Origin of the sequence: Planotetraspora sp. GP83, assembly GCF_041262585.1 — a bacterium.
GTDB lineage: Bacteria > Actinomycetota > Actinomycetes > Streptosporangiales > Streptosporangiaceae > JAOEGB01.
This window is the reverse complement of record NZ_JBGCBZ010000020.1, coordinates 25,537-43,377: the sequence shown is the minus strand read 5'-3', so window position 1 is coordinate 43,377 and position 17,841 is coordinate 25,537. Positions and strand designations below refer to the sequence as shown.

The following is a 17,841-nucleotide window of genomic DNA, read 5'->3' as shown; positions in this document are numbered from 1 at the left end:
CGCGGGTGGTTTCAGCCCTTCTGGTACGGCTTGCACTGCCCGGCGAAAGCCGTACAGACCGTGATTGCCTGATGCGTTGCGCTTGCAGCCTGTAACGGTGTATCAACTGGTGCGGGTGATCTCTTTGATCTCGTATTACGCGGACCTCGCCATTGGTCTAGTTCTCGCCTTCCTGCTGCTGTCGCTGCTGGTCAGCGGCCTCAACGAGGGCATCGTCAGGCTGCTGGGAATTCGCAGCAAGTTTCTGTGGGCCTACCTCCGCGACACGCTCGACGGCGCGGAGACGGCGGACAAAGCCTCGGCGCCGCTCAAGGCCCTCGACCGGCTCCTCGGGATGCTGAAAGGCCTCGGGCGCAGGCTGCGGAATCCGCTCGTGGATCTGCTGCCGCCCCCGAGCGAGGGGCGCTCCCGGCTGCCCGCGACCGTGCTCGGGGTCTTCGCCAGGCTGCCGTTCGGCAAGGATCCCCGCCCCGACTTCATCGCGCAGCCGGCACCCTCCGAGAGCCCGCCGCTCGCGCCCGCCCTCGACAGCGTCGCCGCCGAGGAGGTGACGACGCCCATTACCGAGCCGGGCGCATCCGCCGCCCCCGCCGACGGCGCCGTGCCTGACCCGCCTTTGCCTGACCAGGGCGTGCCTGACCAGCCTGCGCCCGACCACGCTGTGCCGGCTCAGCGGGGGCCGGTCGACGGTGTTCCGGCCGGTCGGGCGGTCGAAACCGTGGCGATGGGTGCGGCGGGGCGGACCGGCGTCACGGCCCTGGCCGGCACCGCCGAAGCGTCCGCCGACCAGACGGCCGACCCGGCCCACGGAGCCGACCAGGCCGACGCCGCCGAGGTGGCCGAGGTGGCGGAGGCGGTGGGGATGGCGGAGGCGGCGGGGGCCGCCGCGCAGGGCGACCCGGTGGAGACGGCCGCGCCCCAGGTCGTCCCGGCCGGGCAGGGCAAGTCGATGGCCGAGCTCCTCCACGAGCGGCTGCAGGAGATCGACCACACCAAGCGCGGGAAGACCAGCATCGCCGAGATCCCCCCGGCCCGGTTCGCCGTCGCGCTCCTGGAGATCGCCACCGAACACGGCGGCATCGAGGCTCTGATGAGAGATCTCGACACTCTGAAGAGCCCGCTCTACCGGCCGCTCAAGGCCGTCTGGGACAGGACGAACAACGACCTCGAAGCCTTCCGCAGGGGCGTCGAGGAGTGGTTCGACGGCGAGATGACGCGGCTCACCCTGCTGTACCGCCGCTACGTCCGGTGGGTCCTGGCCATGCTGGCCCTGGCCGTCACCCTCCTGTTCAGCATGGACGCCCTCGAGTACGGCAAGACGCTGCTCAACGACAACGCCTACCGGAGCGAGGTGACGGCCTTCACCCAGTCGGGCCCCGAGGCGCTCGCGCCGTTGAAGGCCCAGTGTGAGCCGGGTCAGGACCCGTACGCCTGCGTGACCGACGTGCTGAGCACGCCGGCCTTCGTCAAGATCTTCACGCATGCGCCGGTGAGCGTGGTCATGCGGGCCGACGCGAGCCCCGCGTGGCAATGGCACGGCGGCGACTGGTGGAGCCGCCTGGCCTCCCCGGGCCACTGGCCGGGGTTCCTCGCGACGCTGGTGGCCCTGCTCTTCGGCGCCCCCTTCTGGTGGGACATCCTCCGCCGCATCACCGGGATCCGCCCCCGGGCCGGCGGCAACGCCAAGTAGGCCCCCCGTCAGGCGCCGGTGACGCCGTCGGCCATCTCGCGGAGGATGTCGAGGTGGCCGTTGTGCCGGGCCGTCTCCTCGATCAGGTGCATGATGATCCAGCGCAGGGTGACGTGCCTGCCGTCCCGGATCGGGCGTTTCGCGGTGGCCTCCAGGTCGTTGGCGGCCACGAGCTCGCGGTAGCGGGCGCACTGGGCCTCGTAGTCGTCAAGGAGCTCGCGGAGCGGGATGTCCACGCCGATGCGCATCTCCCGGTCGGGGTCGTCGTCCGTCCACGGACCCTCGTCCTCCTCGCCGAGGAAGACCACCTGGAACCAGGAGTACTCCACCCATCGGAGGTGGCTGACCAGGCCGGACATCGTCGTGAGCGGTGAGTCCGGCAGGGGAGCGCGGCGGGCGTCCTCCTCCGACACCCCCTCGCACTTCGCGTGCACGGTGGCCCGGACGTAGTCGAGGAAGGTCGCGAGCGTGGCGCGCTCGTCCCAGGTGGGCGGCGTGTCGGTTCGTGTCATGCGCCGCATCCTCCTGGCCGCCGACCGGCCGTGTCGAACGAATAAATAGGGAGGCTGATCGGGTGCCGCCGGGCCGGGGATCCCGGCCCGGCGGCAGGTGGTCACAGGGAGGCCAGGACGCGGACGCGGTCGGCGATGACGCGGCGGGCGACGTCGGAGGCGTGGGCGATGCTCTCGAACTCGTGGGGCACGCCGGGGTGCAGGTGGAACTCGACCGGGACGCCGACCTGGGACAGGCGCAGGGCGTAGGTGAGGTCCTCGTCGCGGAAGATGTCGAGCTGGCCGACCTCGATGTAGGCCGGCGGCAGCCCGGTGGGGTCGGCGAGGCGGGCGGGAGCGGCGTGGGCGGGGGTGTCGGGGCCGCCGGCGGCCTCGCCGAGCAGGGCCTGCCAGCCGGTGCGGTTGTCGTCCCACGACCACAGGGCGAACGGCGCGAGGTGAGGGTCGGGGGTGAGGGTACGGTCGTCCAGCATCGGCATGAGGAGGATCTGGCGCGCGATGGCCGGGCCGCCCCGGTCGCGGGCCAGGATCGCCACGGCGGCGGCCAGCCCGCCGCCGGCGCTGTCGCCGAACACGCCGATCCGGGCGGGGTCCACACCCAGGCCGGCGGCGTGCTCGTGCAGCCAGACCAGGGCGGCGTAGGCGTCTTCCACCGGGGTCGGGTGGGGGTGCTCGGGGGCGCGCCGGTAGTCCACCGACAGGATCGGGGTGCCGCTGGCCGACACATAGCGGGACACCGATCCGTCGAACAGGCCGACATGGCCGAGGATCATGCCGCCGCCGTGCAGGTAGAGAGCGGCCGGGCCCGGCTCGGCGCCCTGCTTGACGTACCAGCGCAGCAGGATCGACGCGCCGTCGGCGGTCACCATCTTGTAGTCGGTGATCGTGACGTCGCCGGGGGCGGGCTGGGCGGCGTCGGTGTGGGCGATCAGACCTTCCAGGGCGGCGCGGCGGGCGGCGACGTCGCCGACCGGCGGCGGGGTGCTGCCGGCCATCGCGGCAGCGATCGGGGCGAGGGCCTCGGCGACCTGCGGGTCAAGGGTGAAGGACATGACGTTTCTCCTTGTGCCGGGCCGGGCGAGGCGCCCGGTCCGGGGTCTGAGGTGAGCGGGTAATGAAACAGCGGCCTGCGGACGGGCCCGGCGGTGATTCGGCCGGGGACGTTCGGGTCAGGGGATGAGGATGGTCTTACCTGCCAGCCGTCCGGCGGCGGCCTCGTCGTGGACGGCGGCCAGGTCGGCCAGCGGACGCCGCGCGGCCACGTCGATCCGCAGGTGCCGGCGTCGACGCGGGCGACGAGATCGGCGAGCTGGGCGGCGTCGCTGCGGGCGAGCACCCGCACCGCCTGCACCCCCGCGGGCGGGGTCGTCGGGGCCGGGGGTGGTGGTGCTGACGAAGACCCCGCCGTCGGCGACCAGGCCGGCCAGCTCGGCGGTCTCCTCGGGCGAGGTGGTCACCAGGTTGAGCACGACGTCGAACCGCTCCCCGGCCACCGCCCGCGCCAGCGGGACGGTGGTGTAATCGACGACCCGGCCGGCCCCGTAGGCCCGCACCCGGTCGGCGCTGCGTCCGCTCGCCGTGGCCGTGACCCGCGCTCCAGCCCCTCCCGCGAGTTGGATGGCGTACCCGCCCACCGCGCCGCCCGCGCCGTTGACCAGGACGCTCTGCCCGGCGGCCAGGCCGGCGTGCTCGAACAACGCCTGCCAGGCCGTCAAACCCACCGCCGGCAGCGCCGCTGCGTCCGCCAGATCGACCGTCCGCGGAGCCGCGGCCAGGATCCCGGCCGGGACGGCGACGTACTGCGCGGCCGCGCCGTCGGCGTCCATCGGCAGGAACGCCACCACCGCATCCCCGACCTCCCAGCCGGTGACCTCCGCGCCGACCTGCTCGACGGTGCCGGCCACGTCGATGCCCGGCACATGCGGGAACGACACGGGGAACACCTGCCGCAGGAGATCGGCGCGGATCGCGACGTCCACCGGATTGAACGACGTGGCGGTCACCTTCACCACCACCTGCCACGCACCCGCGACCGGCCGCTCGGCGTCCTCGTGGACCAGGACGCCGCTGTCGCCGTGGGAGTGGTAACGCACTGCCTTCATGATCTCTCCTCACTCAGCTGCTTCGAATTTGAAGCATGCAGAGATGTTAACCCGCTTCGAGTTCGAAGTAATACCCCGAGCTGGAGTGTTGATCGTCATAGTGTTGCAAATTCGAAATATGTACAGTGGGGGCATGACCGACCCCGACCCCGCCACGGCGGACACCGGCGGGCCTCGTCCGGAGAGTGGACGATAACCCTCCATCGACTCGAGTCGATGGAGCCGGGACGTCGCATATCCGATCACCAATCCGGTGGCGGACGGGAAGATAGGGCGCATGGTCGAGGCTGGAGGAGTGCCGGGCTTGGACGGGTCGCCGGACGGGGCGCGGTTGCCGGACGACGCCCGGGGAGGCGGCGAGGCGGCGTTCGAGTCGCTGGTGGAGCGGCATCGCGGGGAGCTGTACGCCCACTGCTACCGGATGCTGGGCTCGGTCCAGGACGCCGAGGACGCCGTACAGGAGTCGCTGCTGGCGGCATGGCGCGGCCTGTCCGCGTTCGAGGGCCGCAGCTCGCTGCGGACGTGGCTCTACCGCGTGGCGACCAACGCCTGCCTGCGGCTGTCCTCGCGGCGGCCCCGGAGGATGCTGTCGCCTGAGTACGGCCCGGCCCGCTCCGACACCCGGGATCTCGGGAAGCCGGTGACCGGTCCCGTCTGGGTCGAGCCGTGGCCCGATGATCTGCCCGACGATCTGGCCGCCCCGCTCCGGCACCCGCCGCCGGGACGGCTCGGACAACGTCCTCCTCCGCTACGAGGTGCTCAACCCCGGCGCATGAGGCCGGAGGGGCAAGGCCCGTACGAGCCGGGCTCGGGGCGGGGCTCAGAGGTCGCCGAGCTCGCCGAGCGGTTTCGTCCAGAAGTCCGGGTCGCGGGGCTCGTGCTTGAGCGCGGGGTCGATGGCGGCGTTCATGATGCGGGCGAAAGCCTTGTACGCCTCGTCGTCACCGACGCGGATCTGCCCCCGTTGTATGCGGTGGTACCAGTACTGCTGTTCGGCTTCGATGCGCGGTAGGAGCTGGTCACGGCTGAGCGTCCGGGCTTCCTCGACGGTGAGTCGCTTGAAAGCTGGCATGCCCTGATTGTGGCATTGGTCGCAACAACCAGCGGGCCGAGGTAACGGAGCCCCGTACAAGGTTTGTGTACGGGGCGAGCAGTGCGCGCTACGTCACTCCCGATGGCCATGCCATCGTCGGTCGGCACCATTATGGGGACGAGAACGGCCGCATCGCCTACGAGTACGCCAGGGTCACGTTCGATGGCTGAGGCTCGCGGAGGACGAGATGCGCATGGCCGCCGGCCGCGCCCCCGCGGCGGCGGCAACGGCCCAGACACGGCCCGGGCGGATGGCGAGTAACCATGTGCCCAGGCCGGGGCAACCTGTCTCATCACACGTCGTCGGCTCCGATCGGGCGAATACGGCTCTTAACGTCTCCCAAAAAACTCTCCAGCCTTTGGGACTCGGACGGAATCAGAACGGACCTGTGATTGCGGGGACCTTGCTGTCAGGTCCCCGTCCACTGTGTCAGCCGTCAACCTCGGCTCAAGCTCCGTCAAGCCGAAGCCGAGCTGGCTGTACAGCTCTAGCTGATCGAAGTATTCACGGTGTGAGGTGATCTTGCCATGCTGGACGTGGGTGGCACATGTGGCGCGGAGAGCGACGCGGTGACCCGTTCCGACTATTTCCCGCCCATTCGGCAGGAGGAAGGGTCCCGTATGGGTGCCGGTATAGGTCCATTCCGTGATGGCCGGGTTATCGCATTCGGAGAGCTCGAACCAGGCCGTGGCGTGGAAGTCGGGAAACCCCCTGAAGAATTGCTCATACATCCACGCGATCTGATCGTGTCCTTCTGCCACGCCTGACGGTGTCACGTACACAGCGTCCGTGCTGTAGCAGGAGAGGATTCCCGGTAAGTCGTGAGCGTTGATCGTGTCGCCCAGTCGGTGCTTGAGGTCCCAGTAAGTGGTCATGGGATGCCTTCGGTCGATCGAACCTTTCTGACTCCTCAACATACGCAGCGAGGAGTCTGCCACTGGTCCCGGTGGCGTATTCCGAAGGTAAAGGGCGTCCTCGATCTCGTGATCGCGCAGGACGTCGCCGGGGGTAGGGGAACCGGCCGCCGAACGTCGCGACGACTGATCAGGTGTGGCCCTGCATGACGGCGAGACGCTGCTCACGGACGACGATGACGCCCGAGTCGGCCCGCGGAAGTTCGTACGCGCAATGCGGCAAGCCCGTGGCAAGGTGCGGGACCTTTCCACGGGCTTCCGTTTCCACGACTTGCGGCACTACCTCGCGTCGCTCCTGATCGTCAGCGCGCGGTACCGATCACACGTCGTAGTAGAGCTCGAACTCGTGCGGGTGCGGGCGGAGACGGATCGGGTCGATCTCGTTCTCGCGCTTGTAGGCGATCCAGGTCTCGATCAGGTCGGGAGTGAAGACCCCGCCTTCGAGCAGGTACTCGTGGTCGGCCTCAAGGGCGTCGAGGACCTCGGGCAGCGAACCCGGCACCTGCGGGACCTGGCGGGCCTCCTCCGGCGGAAGCTCGTAGAGGTCCTTGTCGACGGGCTCCGGTGGCTCGATCTTGTTGCGGATGCCGTCCAGACCGGCCATGAGCTGCGCGGCGAAGGCGAAGTACGGGTTGCACGACGGGTCCGGCACACGGAACTCGATGCGCTTGGCCTTCGGGTTCGAGCCGGTGATCGGGATGCGGACGCAGGCCGAGCGGTTGCGCTGCGAGTACACCAGGTTGACCGGAGCCTCGTAGCCCGGCACGAGACGGTGGTAGGAGTTCACCGTCGGGTTCGTGAAGGCGAGCAGCGACGGGGCGTGCTTGAGCAGGCCGCCGATGTAGTAGCGCGCCGTGTCGGACAGGCCCGCGTAGCCGACCTCGTCGTAGAAGAGCGGCTCGCCGTCCTTCCAGAGCGACTGGTGGCAGTGCATGCCCGAGCCGTTGTCACCGAAGATCGGCTTCGGCATGAAGGTCACGGTGTGGCCGTACTCGATGGCCGTGCTCTTGATGATGTACTTGTACAGCATCAGGTTGTCGGCGGTCTTGAGCAGCGTGCCGAACCTGAAGTCGATCTCGGCCTGGCCGGCGGTGCCCACCTCGTGGTGCTGCATCTCGGTCTCGATGCCGGCGTCGATCAGGTTGCGGACCATCTGCGAGCGCAGATCGGTGAAGTGGTCCATCGGCGGGACCGGGAAGTAGCCGCCCTTGTACCGGGGCTTGTAGCCCAGGTTGCCGCCCTCGGAGGCCTTGCCGGTGTTCCAGGCGCCCTCGATCGAGTCGATGTAGTAGTAGCCCGCGTTCTGCCGGGTCTCGAAGCGCACGTCGTCGAAGATGTAGAACTCGGCCTCGGGGCCGAAGTACACGGTGTCCGCGATGCCGGTTCCCTTGAGGTACTCCTCGGCCTTGCGGGCGACGTTGCGCGGGTCGCGGCTGTAGGCCTCGCCCGTCAGGGGGTCGTGCACGAAGAAGTTGATGTTCAGCGTCTTGTGCTGGCGGAACGGGTCCACGACGGCCGTCGAGGGGTCGGGCAGCAGGAGCATGTCCGACTCGTGGATGGCCTGGAAACCGCGGATCGACGAGCCATCGAACATGAGCCCGTCGGTGAAGACGCTCGGACCGAAGTTCTCAGCGGGGAAAGTGAAGTGGTGCGTCGTCCCCGGCAGGTCCGTGAACCTGACGTCAACGAACTGCACACCCTCGTCCCGGATGAACTTGAGGACGTCGTCGGCAGAGTTAAACACTCTCGAACCTCCCAGGGGCATGGCTAGCAGACCCGAACATAGGCCTATGCCGTTTCGACCCCATGTCTCGTTTGTTTCGCGCGTGTTAAGGGGAGTGCCTTCTCACACTAACCCCGGCGTTGCTGTGAAACGGGTGTCACGGGCGCTCGTTGACTGACTCTTGTCCCGCGATCTGTACGGCGTTCGCCCAGGTCAGGTGCCTGTCGTGGCCCGGCACCCGGGATGGTCGAGGTCGTCGTGCCTCCGGTCGTACGGATCGACGGGCGGCCCGGATGGCTTGACCTTCGACGGCTGCTCCGGAAAGTCGGGATGAACGAATCCGTCATCGAACCCGCAACCGCCGCCGGCATTGCCCGACCAGATGTGATCCACCCACACCGTCGTCTTCCCGTTCTGCCGGTAGGCGGCGATCTTTACCTTGCGATGTGAGACGACCCGCATAGTGGTGCCACGATCTCCGGGACGGTTGACGGCGTAGACGAACAGGTAGTCCACCTTGATCGTGATGCCTTTCCGGCCGTCGCCGTCCCGCCGCCGGGAGATCGTCGTCTCCCCGTCGACCTTGATCACGTCGCTGGCCGGCTCCGCCGCGCCGGGCTGGAGGCTGAACACCCATGAGCGCGTGCCGCCGTTCTCTCCCTTGCCGAAGTGCTGGAGGAACCATTTGCGCTGCTCAGGCTCCAGGAGCTTGATGAAGGCCGCCGGCTTCTTGCCGCGCACGGTGTCCAGGTCGAGATAGGCCGCGGCGAGCATCTTCCGCACGCGCTTCAGCGCGGCCTCGGCCTGCTTCCCGGTCAGCCCGCCCAGCGCCTTGGCCGCGGGCATGACCAGGCCCTTCTCCCCATCGGCGTACTGCGCCGCCTTCGACCCGGCGAAGGGATCCCAAGCGGGCTGAACCGTGGGCTGGACCACGGGGGGGTCGGCTTCCCCGGCGGGCGTCAGGGCCGGGCCCGGACGGGCGAACGCGGGAGCCATTCTGTGTTTCGCCACGGGCTCGCCGGTGTCGACGAACCCGTCCAGCACGTCGGGACGCATGCTGATCAGCAGCCCCGCGGCCACGACCAGCCCGCACAGGGTCAGCACCACGATGGGCGCCTTGTCCCGCGCTCCACCCCTCCTCTTGAGGCGCGCCGCCTCGACGCCGAGCCGCCTGATCTCGTCCTCGTCGAACTGGGCGACCAGTGCCTCGAAGCGTCCGTCGATATCGTCAGGGTCCGCAGGCCGCACCGATCACTCCAAACGACTGAATAAACGTGAAATCAGGAAAAGGGGAGAGCCGTGCTAAATGATGTACGGCTTGGCCTCCGAGCGGAAGACCGGTGACTGGCCCCGATACGCTGATGGACTATGAGTGACCGGCAGCCGCGATGGACGCAGACCTGGATCGGAGGCTCCCGGGCCGCCGGGGCCGACCTCGGCTATCCGGGTGAGCGGCTGGGACTGCCGGAGGAGGGCCGCGGCGCCGTCGCCGGGTTCGGCCGCAGGCTCGGCGCAGTCCTGGTCGACTGGCTGGTGTGCACCTGGGCGATCGCCGGTGGCCTGCTGCACGCCCGAGGGCGGGACCAGGGCTGGGTCGGCCTCGCCGTCTTCGCCCTGGAGTACGTCCTGCTGGTCGGCATGCTCGGGATGACGCTCGGCATGCGGCTGTTCGGGATCCGCGTGGCCACGCTCGACGGCGGTCGTCCGGCGCTCGTCTCCGTGCTGATCCGCACGCTCCTGCTGTGCCTCGCCGTACCGGCCCTGATCTGGGACCGGGACCGCCGCGGCCTGCACGACCGGGCGTCCGGCACCGTCGTCGTCAACGGCTAAGCCTGCCAACGGCTAAGCAGCCGGCCGCCGGCACTGGAATATCGCGGTGCCGGGGATCAGGCGGCCGCGCAGCGGGCTCCAGCCACCCCAGACACCGTTGTGACCCTCGGGCCACTCGGGCTCCATCAGCCCGTCCAGGAGCAGCCCCGAGGAGACGATCGCCCCGACCCAGTCGGACATCGTCCGGTGGTGCTCCACATAGGACGGCACGCCGCCGGAGTGCTCGACGTACGGCGACCGGTCGAAGTAGGAACGGTCGGCGGTAAGCCCGCGCGGCCCGGGGTCGTCGGGGAACGCCCACCGGATCGGATGGCTGACCGAGAAGACGAACCGCCCGCCCGGCCGGAGCACCCGCCGGACCTCGGCCAGCACCGCCCCGGCGTCCGCGACGAACGGCAGCGCTCCGAACGCGGAGCACGCCAGGTCGAACGAGGCGTCCTGGAACGGCAGGACCTCGGCGTCGGCCTGCACCACGGGCAGGTGACGCTCACTGGAGAGATCGATGCGGCGGGAGTGCTGGAGCTGGCGGTACGACAGGTCGAAGGCCACGACGATCGCACCCTGGCCGGTCAGCCACCGGCCGCACTGCCCGGCCCCGCAGCCGACCTCCAGGACGCGCCTGCCCCTCACCTCGCCCAGCAGACGGGCGTCGGCCTCGTCCAGGCCCTCCGGGCACCAGACGAAGCCGTCGTCACGCAGGAACTGGCCGTGCTCGGCCTGGTACTCGTCGGCCGCGCCGTCCCACCAGCTGCGGTTGGCCCGTGACGTCTCGGAGCGGGAGACCGGCCGCCTGCCGACCTCTACTGCCGGACCCCCGGTAGTGGACAAGCGATCAGCGGGCCTTGGGGCCGCGCGGCATCCGGACGCCCCGGGGCAGCGGGCCCTTGGGCAGCGGCACGGCCGGGGTGAGCGCCCGCATGCGGTTGTTGACCTCGGACACGGCCGGCTTCTTGAGGTTGCGGGGCAGCTTCATCAGATGCCGCTGGAGCTTCGCGAGCGGAATCTGGCCCTCGCCGTCACCGCACTGGATGTCGTACACCGGGACGTCCACGGCGACCCGCTGCACGCGCTTCTTCTCGGCGACGAGCATCCGCTGCACCCGGCTGGACGGCCCCTCGGAGATCAGGATGACTCCCGGGTAGCCGACGATCCGGAACACCAGGTCCTGGTCACGGTTGACCGCGACCGGCTTTTCCTCCACGTGCCAGGTGCCCCGCAGGCCCTGCAGGATGGCGTACGTCGCGCCGGGCTGGCCGTGCAGCATCGAGTACTGCGCGCGCTGGGCCAGCCGGCTGAAGACGAGCATGCCGACCAGCAGGGCGGCGAAGACGCCGAATACGATCCAGGTCCAGCCGAAGAACACGCCCACCACGACGAACACGGCGAGTGTGCCCAGCGCCGATCCGTAGACGATCGGCATCCCCTTGGGATCGGCCTGTTTGATGATCTGGGCGACCATCCGGATCTGCTTGAGCCGTCCGGGAGTCGCTGGGTCTTTCGCCATGGTGTGAAGGATACAAATCCGGGGGCCGATTAATGAAAACGAGACCGACTAGAGCGTCTGGCGCGCGGCGATCGCCTGCTGGTAGAGCCGCCCGGCCCGGTAGGAGGACCGCACGAGCGGGCCCGACATGACGCCGGCGAACCCGATCTCCTCGGCCTCCCGCTGGAGCTCCACGAACTCCTCGGGCTTCACCCAGCGGTCCACCGGATGGTGGCGGGGGGTGGGCCGGAGATACTGCGTGATCGTCACGAGGTCGCAGCCGGCCTCGTGCAGGTCGCGCAGGGCCTGGGTGATCTCCTCGCGCTCCTCGCCCATGCCGAGGATGAGGTTCGACTTGGTGACCAGCCCAGCCCCGCGGGCCATCGTGATCACCTCTAGCGAGCGCTCGTAGCGGAAGGCGGGCCGGATCCGCTTGAAGATCCGCGGCACGGTCTCGATGTTGTGCGCGAAGACCTCGGGCTTGGCGGAGAAGACCTCCTCCAGCTGCTCCCGGTGGCCGTTGAAGTCCGGCACCAGCAGCTCGACGCCGCAGCCGGGGACCATCGTGTGGATCTGCCTGGCGGTCTCCGCGTACAGCCACGAGCCGCCGTCGGGCAGGTCGTCGCGGGCGACGCCGGTGACAGTGGCGTACCGCAGGCCCATCTGCTGGACCGACTCGGCGACGCGGCGCGGCTCGTCCGTGTCGTACTCGGCGGGCTTCCCCGTGTCGATCTGACAGAAGTCGCAGCGCCGGGTGCACTGGTCACCGCCGATGAGGAAGGTGGCCTCGCGGTCCTCCCAGCACTCGGAGATGTTGGGGCAGCCCGCCTCCTGGCAGACGGTGTGCAGCCCCGCGCCCTGGACCAGGGACTTGATCTCGTTGAAGTTGGGCCCGTTACGCAGCCGTGTCTTGATCCACGGCGGCTTCTTCTCGATGGGGGTCTGGCTGTTGCGCACCTCCAGGCGGAGGAGCTTTCGGCCTTCTGGTGCAACCGTCACCCATTCAGCTTATTACCTGGGCTCAGGTGATCTGAGACGGCTCCCGGACCGCCCGGGAAGGGCGTCGTCAGGCCAGATCCTCTTCGTACAGGTCGTACGGCTCGGCTCCGAGGGCCTCGGCCAGCCGCTTCTCCGCGAAGGGGATGACCTCCTCGACGGTGATGCGGCGGCCCGTCTCGGCCGACAGGGACGTCACGCCCGCGTCCGCCACGTCGGCGGGCATGATCCGGTTGTACCAGCTCAGATCGTTCACGCAGTTCAGCGCGAAGCCGTGCATGGTCACGCCGCGGGACACCCGGATGCCGATGGTGCCCAGCCTGCGGTCGGGCAGGCCGTGACTCGGGTCTCCCGGAACCCACACCCCGCCGCGGCCCTCGACGCGGCGGGCGACCAGCCCGAAGTCCGCGCAGACCTGGATCAGCACCTCTTCCAGCGTGCGGACGTAGGAGACGACGTCATCGATCCGGATGATGGGGTAGCCGACGAGCTGCCCGGGGCCGTGCCAGGTGACCTTCCCGCCGCGGTCGACATCGATGACCGGCGTGCCGTCGGCCGGACGCTCACCGGGGAGGGTCCGCGTGCCCGCCGTGTAGACCGGCGCGTGCTCCAGCATGAGGCACAGGTCGGAGATCTCGCCCGCCACCCGCCGGCTGTGCGCCAGCCGCTGCGTCTTCCAGGCCTGCTCGTACGGTACGTCGACGCCCATGCGGACGATGGCAAGCCCTTTCACGGTTCAAGGGTAGACGTCAGTTGGCGGGGCTCGATACGGAACTCCTTCACCTTGGCGCCGTCCCGCTCCACGCGGTAGGCGTAACCCTCCGGATTGACGCTGACCGCCTGGATGAACTCCGTGCCGACGTAGTGGAGCGCCACGCCCTCGTCCGCGGCGTACCCGTCTGGCAGCTCGCCCGAGGCGACCGACGCGTGCAGGAGCCTGCGGCGCTGCGCGTCGGAGTTGTAGTGGACACCGCAGGAGTAGGGCAGCAGGGCCAGGCCCTCGGCCCAGGGCCGCAGCGTGGGCCCGAAGGAGTCGGTGTTGCCGCCGACGTGCCAGCACAGCGCTCCGGCGCTCTGCCCGGACAGGACGACGCCCGCCCGCCATGCCTCGGCGAACGCCTCGTCGAGCCCGTGGAGCCGCCACAGCGCCGCGAGGTTGGCCACGCTCCCGCCGCTGACATAGATGGCGTCCTGCTCCAGGATCCACTCTCGGGGATCGTCGACGTTGGGCATCGGGAAGACCGTTAAGTGGCTCACCTCGACGTCCCACTGGGCGAACGCGCCGTACATCTTGAGCAGCCAGTCGGCGTCGTCGCCGGTCGCGGTCGCGAGGATCCCCAGCTTGGGCCGGTCCTCGCCGGTGAGGTCGAGCACGTAGCGCAGCAGCGCCGTCGGCTCGATGAACCCGTACCGCTCCGTCTGCCGGAACGACCCTCCGCCGATGGCGACGATGTGCGACTGTCCAACGCGGCTCATTGTTCACTCCTGTGTCAGGACGAAGGACTCACTAGAGTACGGCGGGCAGCGCGTCTTCGAGGGCGGGATGGGCGAACCTGTGGCCTGCGTCCAGCAGCCGCCCGGGCAGCACGCGCTGACCGGCCAGAACGCCCTCGGTGGCGAACTCCCCGAGCGCCAGGCGAAGGGCGAACGCCGGTGTGGCGATGGGCATCGTCGGCCGGTGCAGGGCTTTGCCGATGGCCCTGGTGTAGTCGGCGTTGGTCACGGGCTCCGGTGCGGTGACGTTGACCGGGCCCGACATCTCCTGATTGGCCAGGAGGAACCGGACCGCAGCCACCCAGTCCGGCAGGGAGATCCACGAGACGTACTGCTTCCCGCTCCCCAGGACGGCGCCCGCCCCGAGCCTGAAGATCGGGAGCACCTTGGCGAGCGCCCCGCCCCGGCCGCTGAGCACGACGCCCGTGCGGAGCCGTACGACCCGGATGCCGGCCTCCTCAGCGGGCGCGGCGGCCGCCTCCCACTCCCGCACGAGACCGGCGAGGAAGCCCGCCCCGGACGGGGAGGACTCGTCGACCGGACGGTCGCCGGTGTCGCCGTAGAACCCGACCGCCGACCCGGACAGCAGCACTCGGGGCTTGTCCTTCAGCGCGGCCAGCGCCTCCGTGAGGGTCCGGGTGCTGCCGACCCGGCTGTCCACCAGCTCGCGTTTGTACGACTCCGTCCACCGGCGGTCGCCGATCCCGGCCCCGGCGAGATGGACGACGGCGTCCGCCCCCTCCAGCACGGCTGGATCCAGGACCCCTCTTGCCGGGTCCCAGAACGCCTCGTCCGGCCCCGCGGGCTCGCGCCGTACCAGCCTGAGGACCTGGTCACCGTCGGCGCGCAGGGTGCGGACCAGGGCCGAGCCCAGAAGGCCGGACGAGCCGGTCACCACGATGGTCATGAGCCCACGCTAGTTGACCGCCCACAGAGACGGCGGGAGCCGCCCCGCGGTGATGCGGGGCGGCTCCGGCGTCGGCGTGGCCGTGTCTTAGGTTGTCTTAGGGCGTCTACGGTTGGTCTTCGTGGCCGCTCCGCTTACGCGAGCCCGAGCTGGCCCTCGAAGCGGCCCTCCTCGAGACGGCGCTTGATCGTGGTGAGGAAGCGGGCGGCGTCCGCTCCGTCGACCAGGCGGTGGTCGTAGGTCAGCGCCAGGTAGACCATCGAGCGGACCGCGATGACCTCGCCCTCGGGGGTGTCCACCACGACCGGGCGCTTGACGACGGCGCCGGTGCCCAGCATGCCGACCTGCGGCTTGTTGAGGATCGGCGTGTCGAACAGCGCGCCGCGGCTGCCGGTGTTGGTCAGCGTGAACGTCCCGCCGCCGAGCTCGTCCGGGCCGATCTTGTTGGTGCGGGTGCGCTCCGCCAGGTCGGCGACCTTGCGTGACAGGCCGGCGATGTTGAGGTCGCCCGCGTTCTTGATCACCGGGACGATGAGGCCGCGCTCGGTGTCCACCGCGATGCCGAGGTTCTCGACGTCGTGGTAGGTGACCTCGCTCGTCTCGTCGTTGATCACGGCGTTGAGCTTCGGGTGGACCTTGAGCGCCTCGACCGCCGCCAGCGCGAAGAACGGCATGAACGACAGCTTGACGCCCTCGCGGGCCTCGAAGGCGCTCTTGGCCCTCGCGCGCAGGCCGGCGATGCGGGTCACGTCGACCTCGACGACGGTCGTGAGCTGCGCCGAGGTGTGCAGCGACTCCATCATGCGGTCGGCGATGACCTTGCGCAGGCGCGACATCTTCGCGGTGGTGCCCCGCAGCGTGGTGTCCACCTGGACCGGCTCGGGTGCCGCCGCGTGGACCGGCGCCTGGACCGGCGCGGCCGCGACCGGAGCCGGGGCGGGAGCCTCGGGGGCGGGCGCGGCCGCCGCGGCGGCGGCCTGCTCGCGCTGGACCCGGGCCGCCTCGATGACGTCCTGCTTGCGGATGCGGCCGCCCACGCCGGTGCCGGTCAGCGAGTCGAGGTCGACGCCGTGCTCGGCGGCGAGCTTGCGGACCAGCGGCGTGACGTACGGGCTCTCGCCCGACGACGGCAGCGGCGCGGGCTCAGTGGCCGGCGTGGTGGCGATCGGCGAGACCGGAGCCGGAGCGGCGGCCTGGACGGGCGCCGGGGCCGGGGCGGGCGCGGGAGCCGGCGGCGTCACGACGGCGGGCGCGGGCTGCGGGATCGAGGAGATCGGCGACGGCTGAGCGGGCGCCGGGGCGGCGGCCTGGACCGGAGCGGGCTCAGGCTCGGGAGCCGGCTCGGGAGCGGGAGCCTCGGCCGCGACCGGAGCGGCGCCCGCGCCGTTCGAGTCGATCAGCGCGAGCTCGGCCCCGACCTCGACGGTCTCGTCCTCAGCGACGATGATCTTGGTCAGGTAACCCGCGGACGGCGAAGGGATCTCGGTGTCGACCTTGTCGGTCGACACCTCGAGGAGCGGCTCGTCGGCCTCGACGTGCTCGCCTTCCTTCTTCAGCCAGCGGGTGACGGTGCCCTCGGTAACGCTCTCGCCGAGCTGGGGCATGGTTACGGAGACCGGCATGGTTCTCTTCTCTCGCGTTTCCTTGGAGGGCTTCAGTTGTGTACGTGGAGCGGCTTGCCGGCCAGGGCCAGCATCGCCTCGCCCAGAGCCTCGGACTGGGTCGGGTGCGGGTGGATCAGCTGTGCGACGTCGGTCGGCGTGGCCTCCCAGTTGAAGATCAGCTGGGCCTCCGCGATGAGCTCGCCGACGCGGCTGCCCACCATGTGCACGCCCAGGACCCGGCCGTCGCGCTCGGCGACGACCTTGACCTCGCCCTGAGTCTGGAGGATCTTGCTCCTGCCGTTCCCGGCCAGGTTGTACGAGAGCTCGACGACGTCGTGGCCGCGCTCGCGGGCGACGGCCGAGCTGATGCCCACCGACGCCACCTCCGGCTCGGAGTAGGTGATGCGCGGCACGCCGTCGTAGTCGATCGGAACCGGGTTCAGACCGGCGATGTGCTCGGCGACCAGAATGCCCTCGGCGAAGCCGACGTGGGCGAGCTGGAGGGTGGGGATGAGGTCCCCCACCGCGTAGACGCCCGGCACGTTGGTCTGGCAGTACCCGTTGACCGGCACGTAGCCGCGGTCGACGGTGACGCCCGCCTCCTCGTAGCCCAGACCGGCCGAGACGGGGCCGCGGCCGACGGCGACGAGCATGAGCTCGGCGTCGAGGGTCTTGCCGTTCTCCAGGGTGACGACCACACCGGTGCCGGTGGTCTTGACGCTCTCGAAGCGGGCGCCCAGCTCGTACTTGATGCCCCGGCGGCGGAAGGCGCGCTCCAGGAGCTTGGAGTTGGACTCGTCCTCGAGCGGCAGCAGGTGCGGGAGCGCCTCGACGATGGTGACCTCGGCGCCGAAGGAGCGCCACACGCTGGCGAACTCGACGCCGATCACACCGCCGCCCAGGATCACGACCGAGGACGGCACGTGGTCGAGGACGAGCGCGTGGTCGCTGGAGATGACCTTCTCGCCGTCGATCTCCAGGCCGGGCAGCGACTTGGGCACCGAGCCGGTCGCCAGCACGACGTGGCGGCCCTCGAAGACCTGGTCGCCGACGACCACCCGGTTCGGGCCGGCGAGGCGGCCCTCGCCCTCCACCACGGTGATCTTCTTGCTCTTGATGAGGCCGGCGAGCCCCTTGTAGAGCCCGGTGACGACCTTGTCCTTGTAGGAGTGAACCCCGGGGACGTCGATGCCCTCGAAGCTGGCCCGCACGCCGAAGGTCTCGCTCTCGCGGGTCTGGTCGGCCAGCTCCGCCGCGTGCAGAAGGGCCTTCGTGGGGATGCAGCCCCGGTGCAGGCAGGTCCCCCCGACCTTGTCCTTCTCGATCAGGACGACGTTCATGCCGAGCTCCGCCGCCCGGAGGGCGCAGGCGTAACCACCGCTACCGCCACCTAGGACGACGATGTCGAAGGGGCCGCTGCCTTCAGCCACTGGAATGCTCCTTGCTGGATTCACACACCGTCGGATGGACCCGACGGCATCTTTTCACTTGTC

17 protein-coding genes are annotated in these 17,841 nt (G+C 69.9%); 3 read left to right on the top strand and 14 right to left on the bottom strand.

The window, feature by feature from the left end:
- Positions 1-115 precede the first annotated feature (115 nt).
- A complete protein-coding gene (locus tag ABH927_RS25555; RefSeq protein ID WP_370025525.1) occupies positions 116-1,690 on the top strand; it encodes a hypothetical protein in 1,575 nt (524 codons plus the stop codon).
- Between the two features lie 8 nt (positions 1,691-1,698).
- Here the strand turns inward: ABH927_RS25555 and ABH927_RS25550 are convergent, their stop codons facing one another.
- From ABH927_RS25550 to ABH927_RS25540, 3 genes are all read right to left on the bottom strand, one after another.
- Positions 1,699-2,202 carry a DinB family protein gene (locus ABH927_RS25550; protein ID WP_370025523.1) on the bottom strand — a complete coding sequence of 168 codons (504 nt, stop codon included), beginning with the start codon at positions 2,200-2,202 and terminating at the stop codon, positions 1,699-1,701.
- 101 nt (positions 2,203-2,303) lie between these two features.
- Entirely contained in the window at positions 2,304-3,254 is a 951-nt protein-coding gene (locus ABH927_RS25545) for an alpha/beta hydrolase (protein ID WP_370025521.1), read from the bottom strand.
- A gap of 117 nt (positions 3,255-3,371) precedes the next feature.
- Positions 3,372-4,304: an NADP-dependent oxidoreductase gene (locus ABH927_RS25540; RefSeq protein WP_370025520.1), complete on the bottom strand. Its 933-nt coding sequence runs from the start codon at positions 4,302-4,304 to the stop codon at positions 3,372-3,374.
- Between the two features lie 277 nt (positions 4,305-4,581).
- On the opposite strand from ABH927_RS25540, the gene ABH927_RS25535 reads away from it, so the two are divergent.
- Complete coding sequence (locus ABH927_RS25535) at positions 4,582-5,316, top strand: sigma-70 family RNA polymerase sigma factor (RefSeq protein WP_370025518.1); 735 nt, start codon at positions 4,582-4,584, stop codon at positions 5,314-5,316.
- 410 nt (positions 5,317-5,726) lie between these two features.
- Here the strand turns inward: ABH927_RS25535 and ABH927_RS25530 are convergent, their stop codons facing one another.
- The 3 genes from ABH927_RS25530 to ABH927_RS25520 form a co-directional block, all read right to left on the bottom strand.
- Positions 5,727-6,272, bottom strand: a complete 546-nt coding sequence (locus ABH927_RS25530; protein WP_370025516.1) for an ester cyclase — start codon at positions 6,270-6,272, stop codon at positions 5,727-5,729.
- A gap of 358 nt (positions 6,273-6,630) precedes the next feature.
- Complete coding sequence (gene glnA, locus ABH927_RS25525; RefSeq protein ID WP_315967794.1) at positions 6,631-8,055, bottom strand: type I glutamate--ammonia ligase; 1,425 nt, start codon at positions 8,053-8,055, stop codon at positions 6,631-6,633.
- Between the two features lie 192 nt (positions 8,056-8,247).
- Positions 8,248-9,282: a hypothetical protein gene (locus ABH927_RS25520; protein WP_370025514.1), complete on the bottom strand. Its 1,035-nt coding sequence runs from the start codon at positions 9,280-9,282 to the stop codon at positions 8,248-8,250.
- Positions 9,283-9,402: 120 nt separating this feature from the next.
- On the opposite strand from ABH927_RS25520, the gene ABH927_RS25515 reads away from it, so the two are divergent.
- The gene (locus tag ABH927_RS25515) at positions 9,403-9,864 is read left to right on the top strand and encodes an RDD family protein (RefSeq protein ID WP_370025512.1); all 462 of its coding nucleotides are present in this window, start codon (positions 9,403-9,405) and stop codon (positions 9,862-9,864) included.
- 12 nt (positions 9,865-9,876) lie between these two features.
- Here ABH927_RS25515 and ABH927_RS25510 read toward each other — a convergent pair whose 3' ends face one another.
- The 8 genes from ABH927_RS25510 to lpdA all read right to left on the bottom strand — a co-directional run bounded on the left by ABH927_RS25510 (position 9,877) and on the right by lpdA (position 17,778).
- A complete protein-coding gene (locus ABH927_RS25510; RefSeq protein ID WP_370025510.1) occupies positions 9,877-10,692 on the bottom strand; it encodes a class I SAM-dependent methyltransferase in 816 nt (271 codons plus the stop codon).
- A gap of 4 nt (positions 10,693-10,696) precedes the next feature.
- The gene (locus ABH927_RS25505; protein ID WP_370025508.1) at positions 10,697-11,368 is read right to left on the bottom strand and encodes a DUF4191 domain-containing protein; all 672 of its coding nucleotides are present in this window, start codon (positions 11,366-11,368) and stop codon (positions 10,697-10,699) included.
- Positions 11,369-11,416: 48 nt separating this feature from the next.
- Positions 11,417-12,346 (bottom strand): lipoyl synthase, encoded by a 930-nt coding sequence (gene lipA / locus ABH927_RS25500; protein ID WP_370025506.1) that lies wholly within the window; start codon positions 12,344-12,346, stop codon positions 11,417-11,419.
- A gap of 67 nt (positions 12,347-12,413) precedes the next feature.
- Positions 12,414-13,076: a lipoyl(octanoyl) transferase LipB gene (gene lipB / locus ABH927_RS25495; RefSeq protein WP_370025504.1), complete on the bottom strand. Its 663-nt coding sequence runs from the start codon at positions 13,074-13,076 to the stop codon at positions 12,414-12,416.
- Positions 13,073-13,819, bottom strand: a complete 747-nt coding sequence (locus ABH927_RS25490) for a Type 1 glutamine amidotransferase-like domain-containing protein (protein ID WP_370025502.1) — start codon at positions 13,817-13,819, stop codon at positions 13,073-13,075. Before ABH927_RS25490 ends, lipB begins: the two co-directional genes overlap by 4 nt.
- 31 nt (positions 13,820-13,850) lie before the next feature.
- Positions 13,851-14,744: a TIGR01777 family oxidoreductase gene (locus ABH927_RS25485; protein ID WP_370025500.1), complete on the bottom strand. Its 894-nt coding sequence runs from the start codon at positions 14,742-14,744 to the stop codon at positions 13,851-13,853.
- Between the two features lie 134 nt (positions 14,745-14,878).
- Positions 14,879-16,366 (bottom strand): 2-oxoglutarate dehydrogenase, E2 component, dihydrolipoamide succinyltransferase, encoded by a 1,488-nt coding sequence (gene sucB, locus ABH927_RS25480; RefSeq protein WP_370025498.1) that lies wholly within the window; start codon positions 16,364-16,366, stop codon positions 14,879-14,881.
- A gap of 32 nt (positions 16,367-16,398) precedes the next feature.
- Positions 16,399-17,778, bottom strand: coding sequence for a dihydrolipoyl dehydrogenase (gene lpdA, locus ABH927_RS25475; protein ID WP_261582841.1), 1,380 nt, complete (start codon positions 17,776-17,778; stop codon positions 16,399-16,401).
- Between the last annotated feature and the right edge of the window lie 63 nt (positions 17,779-17,841).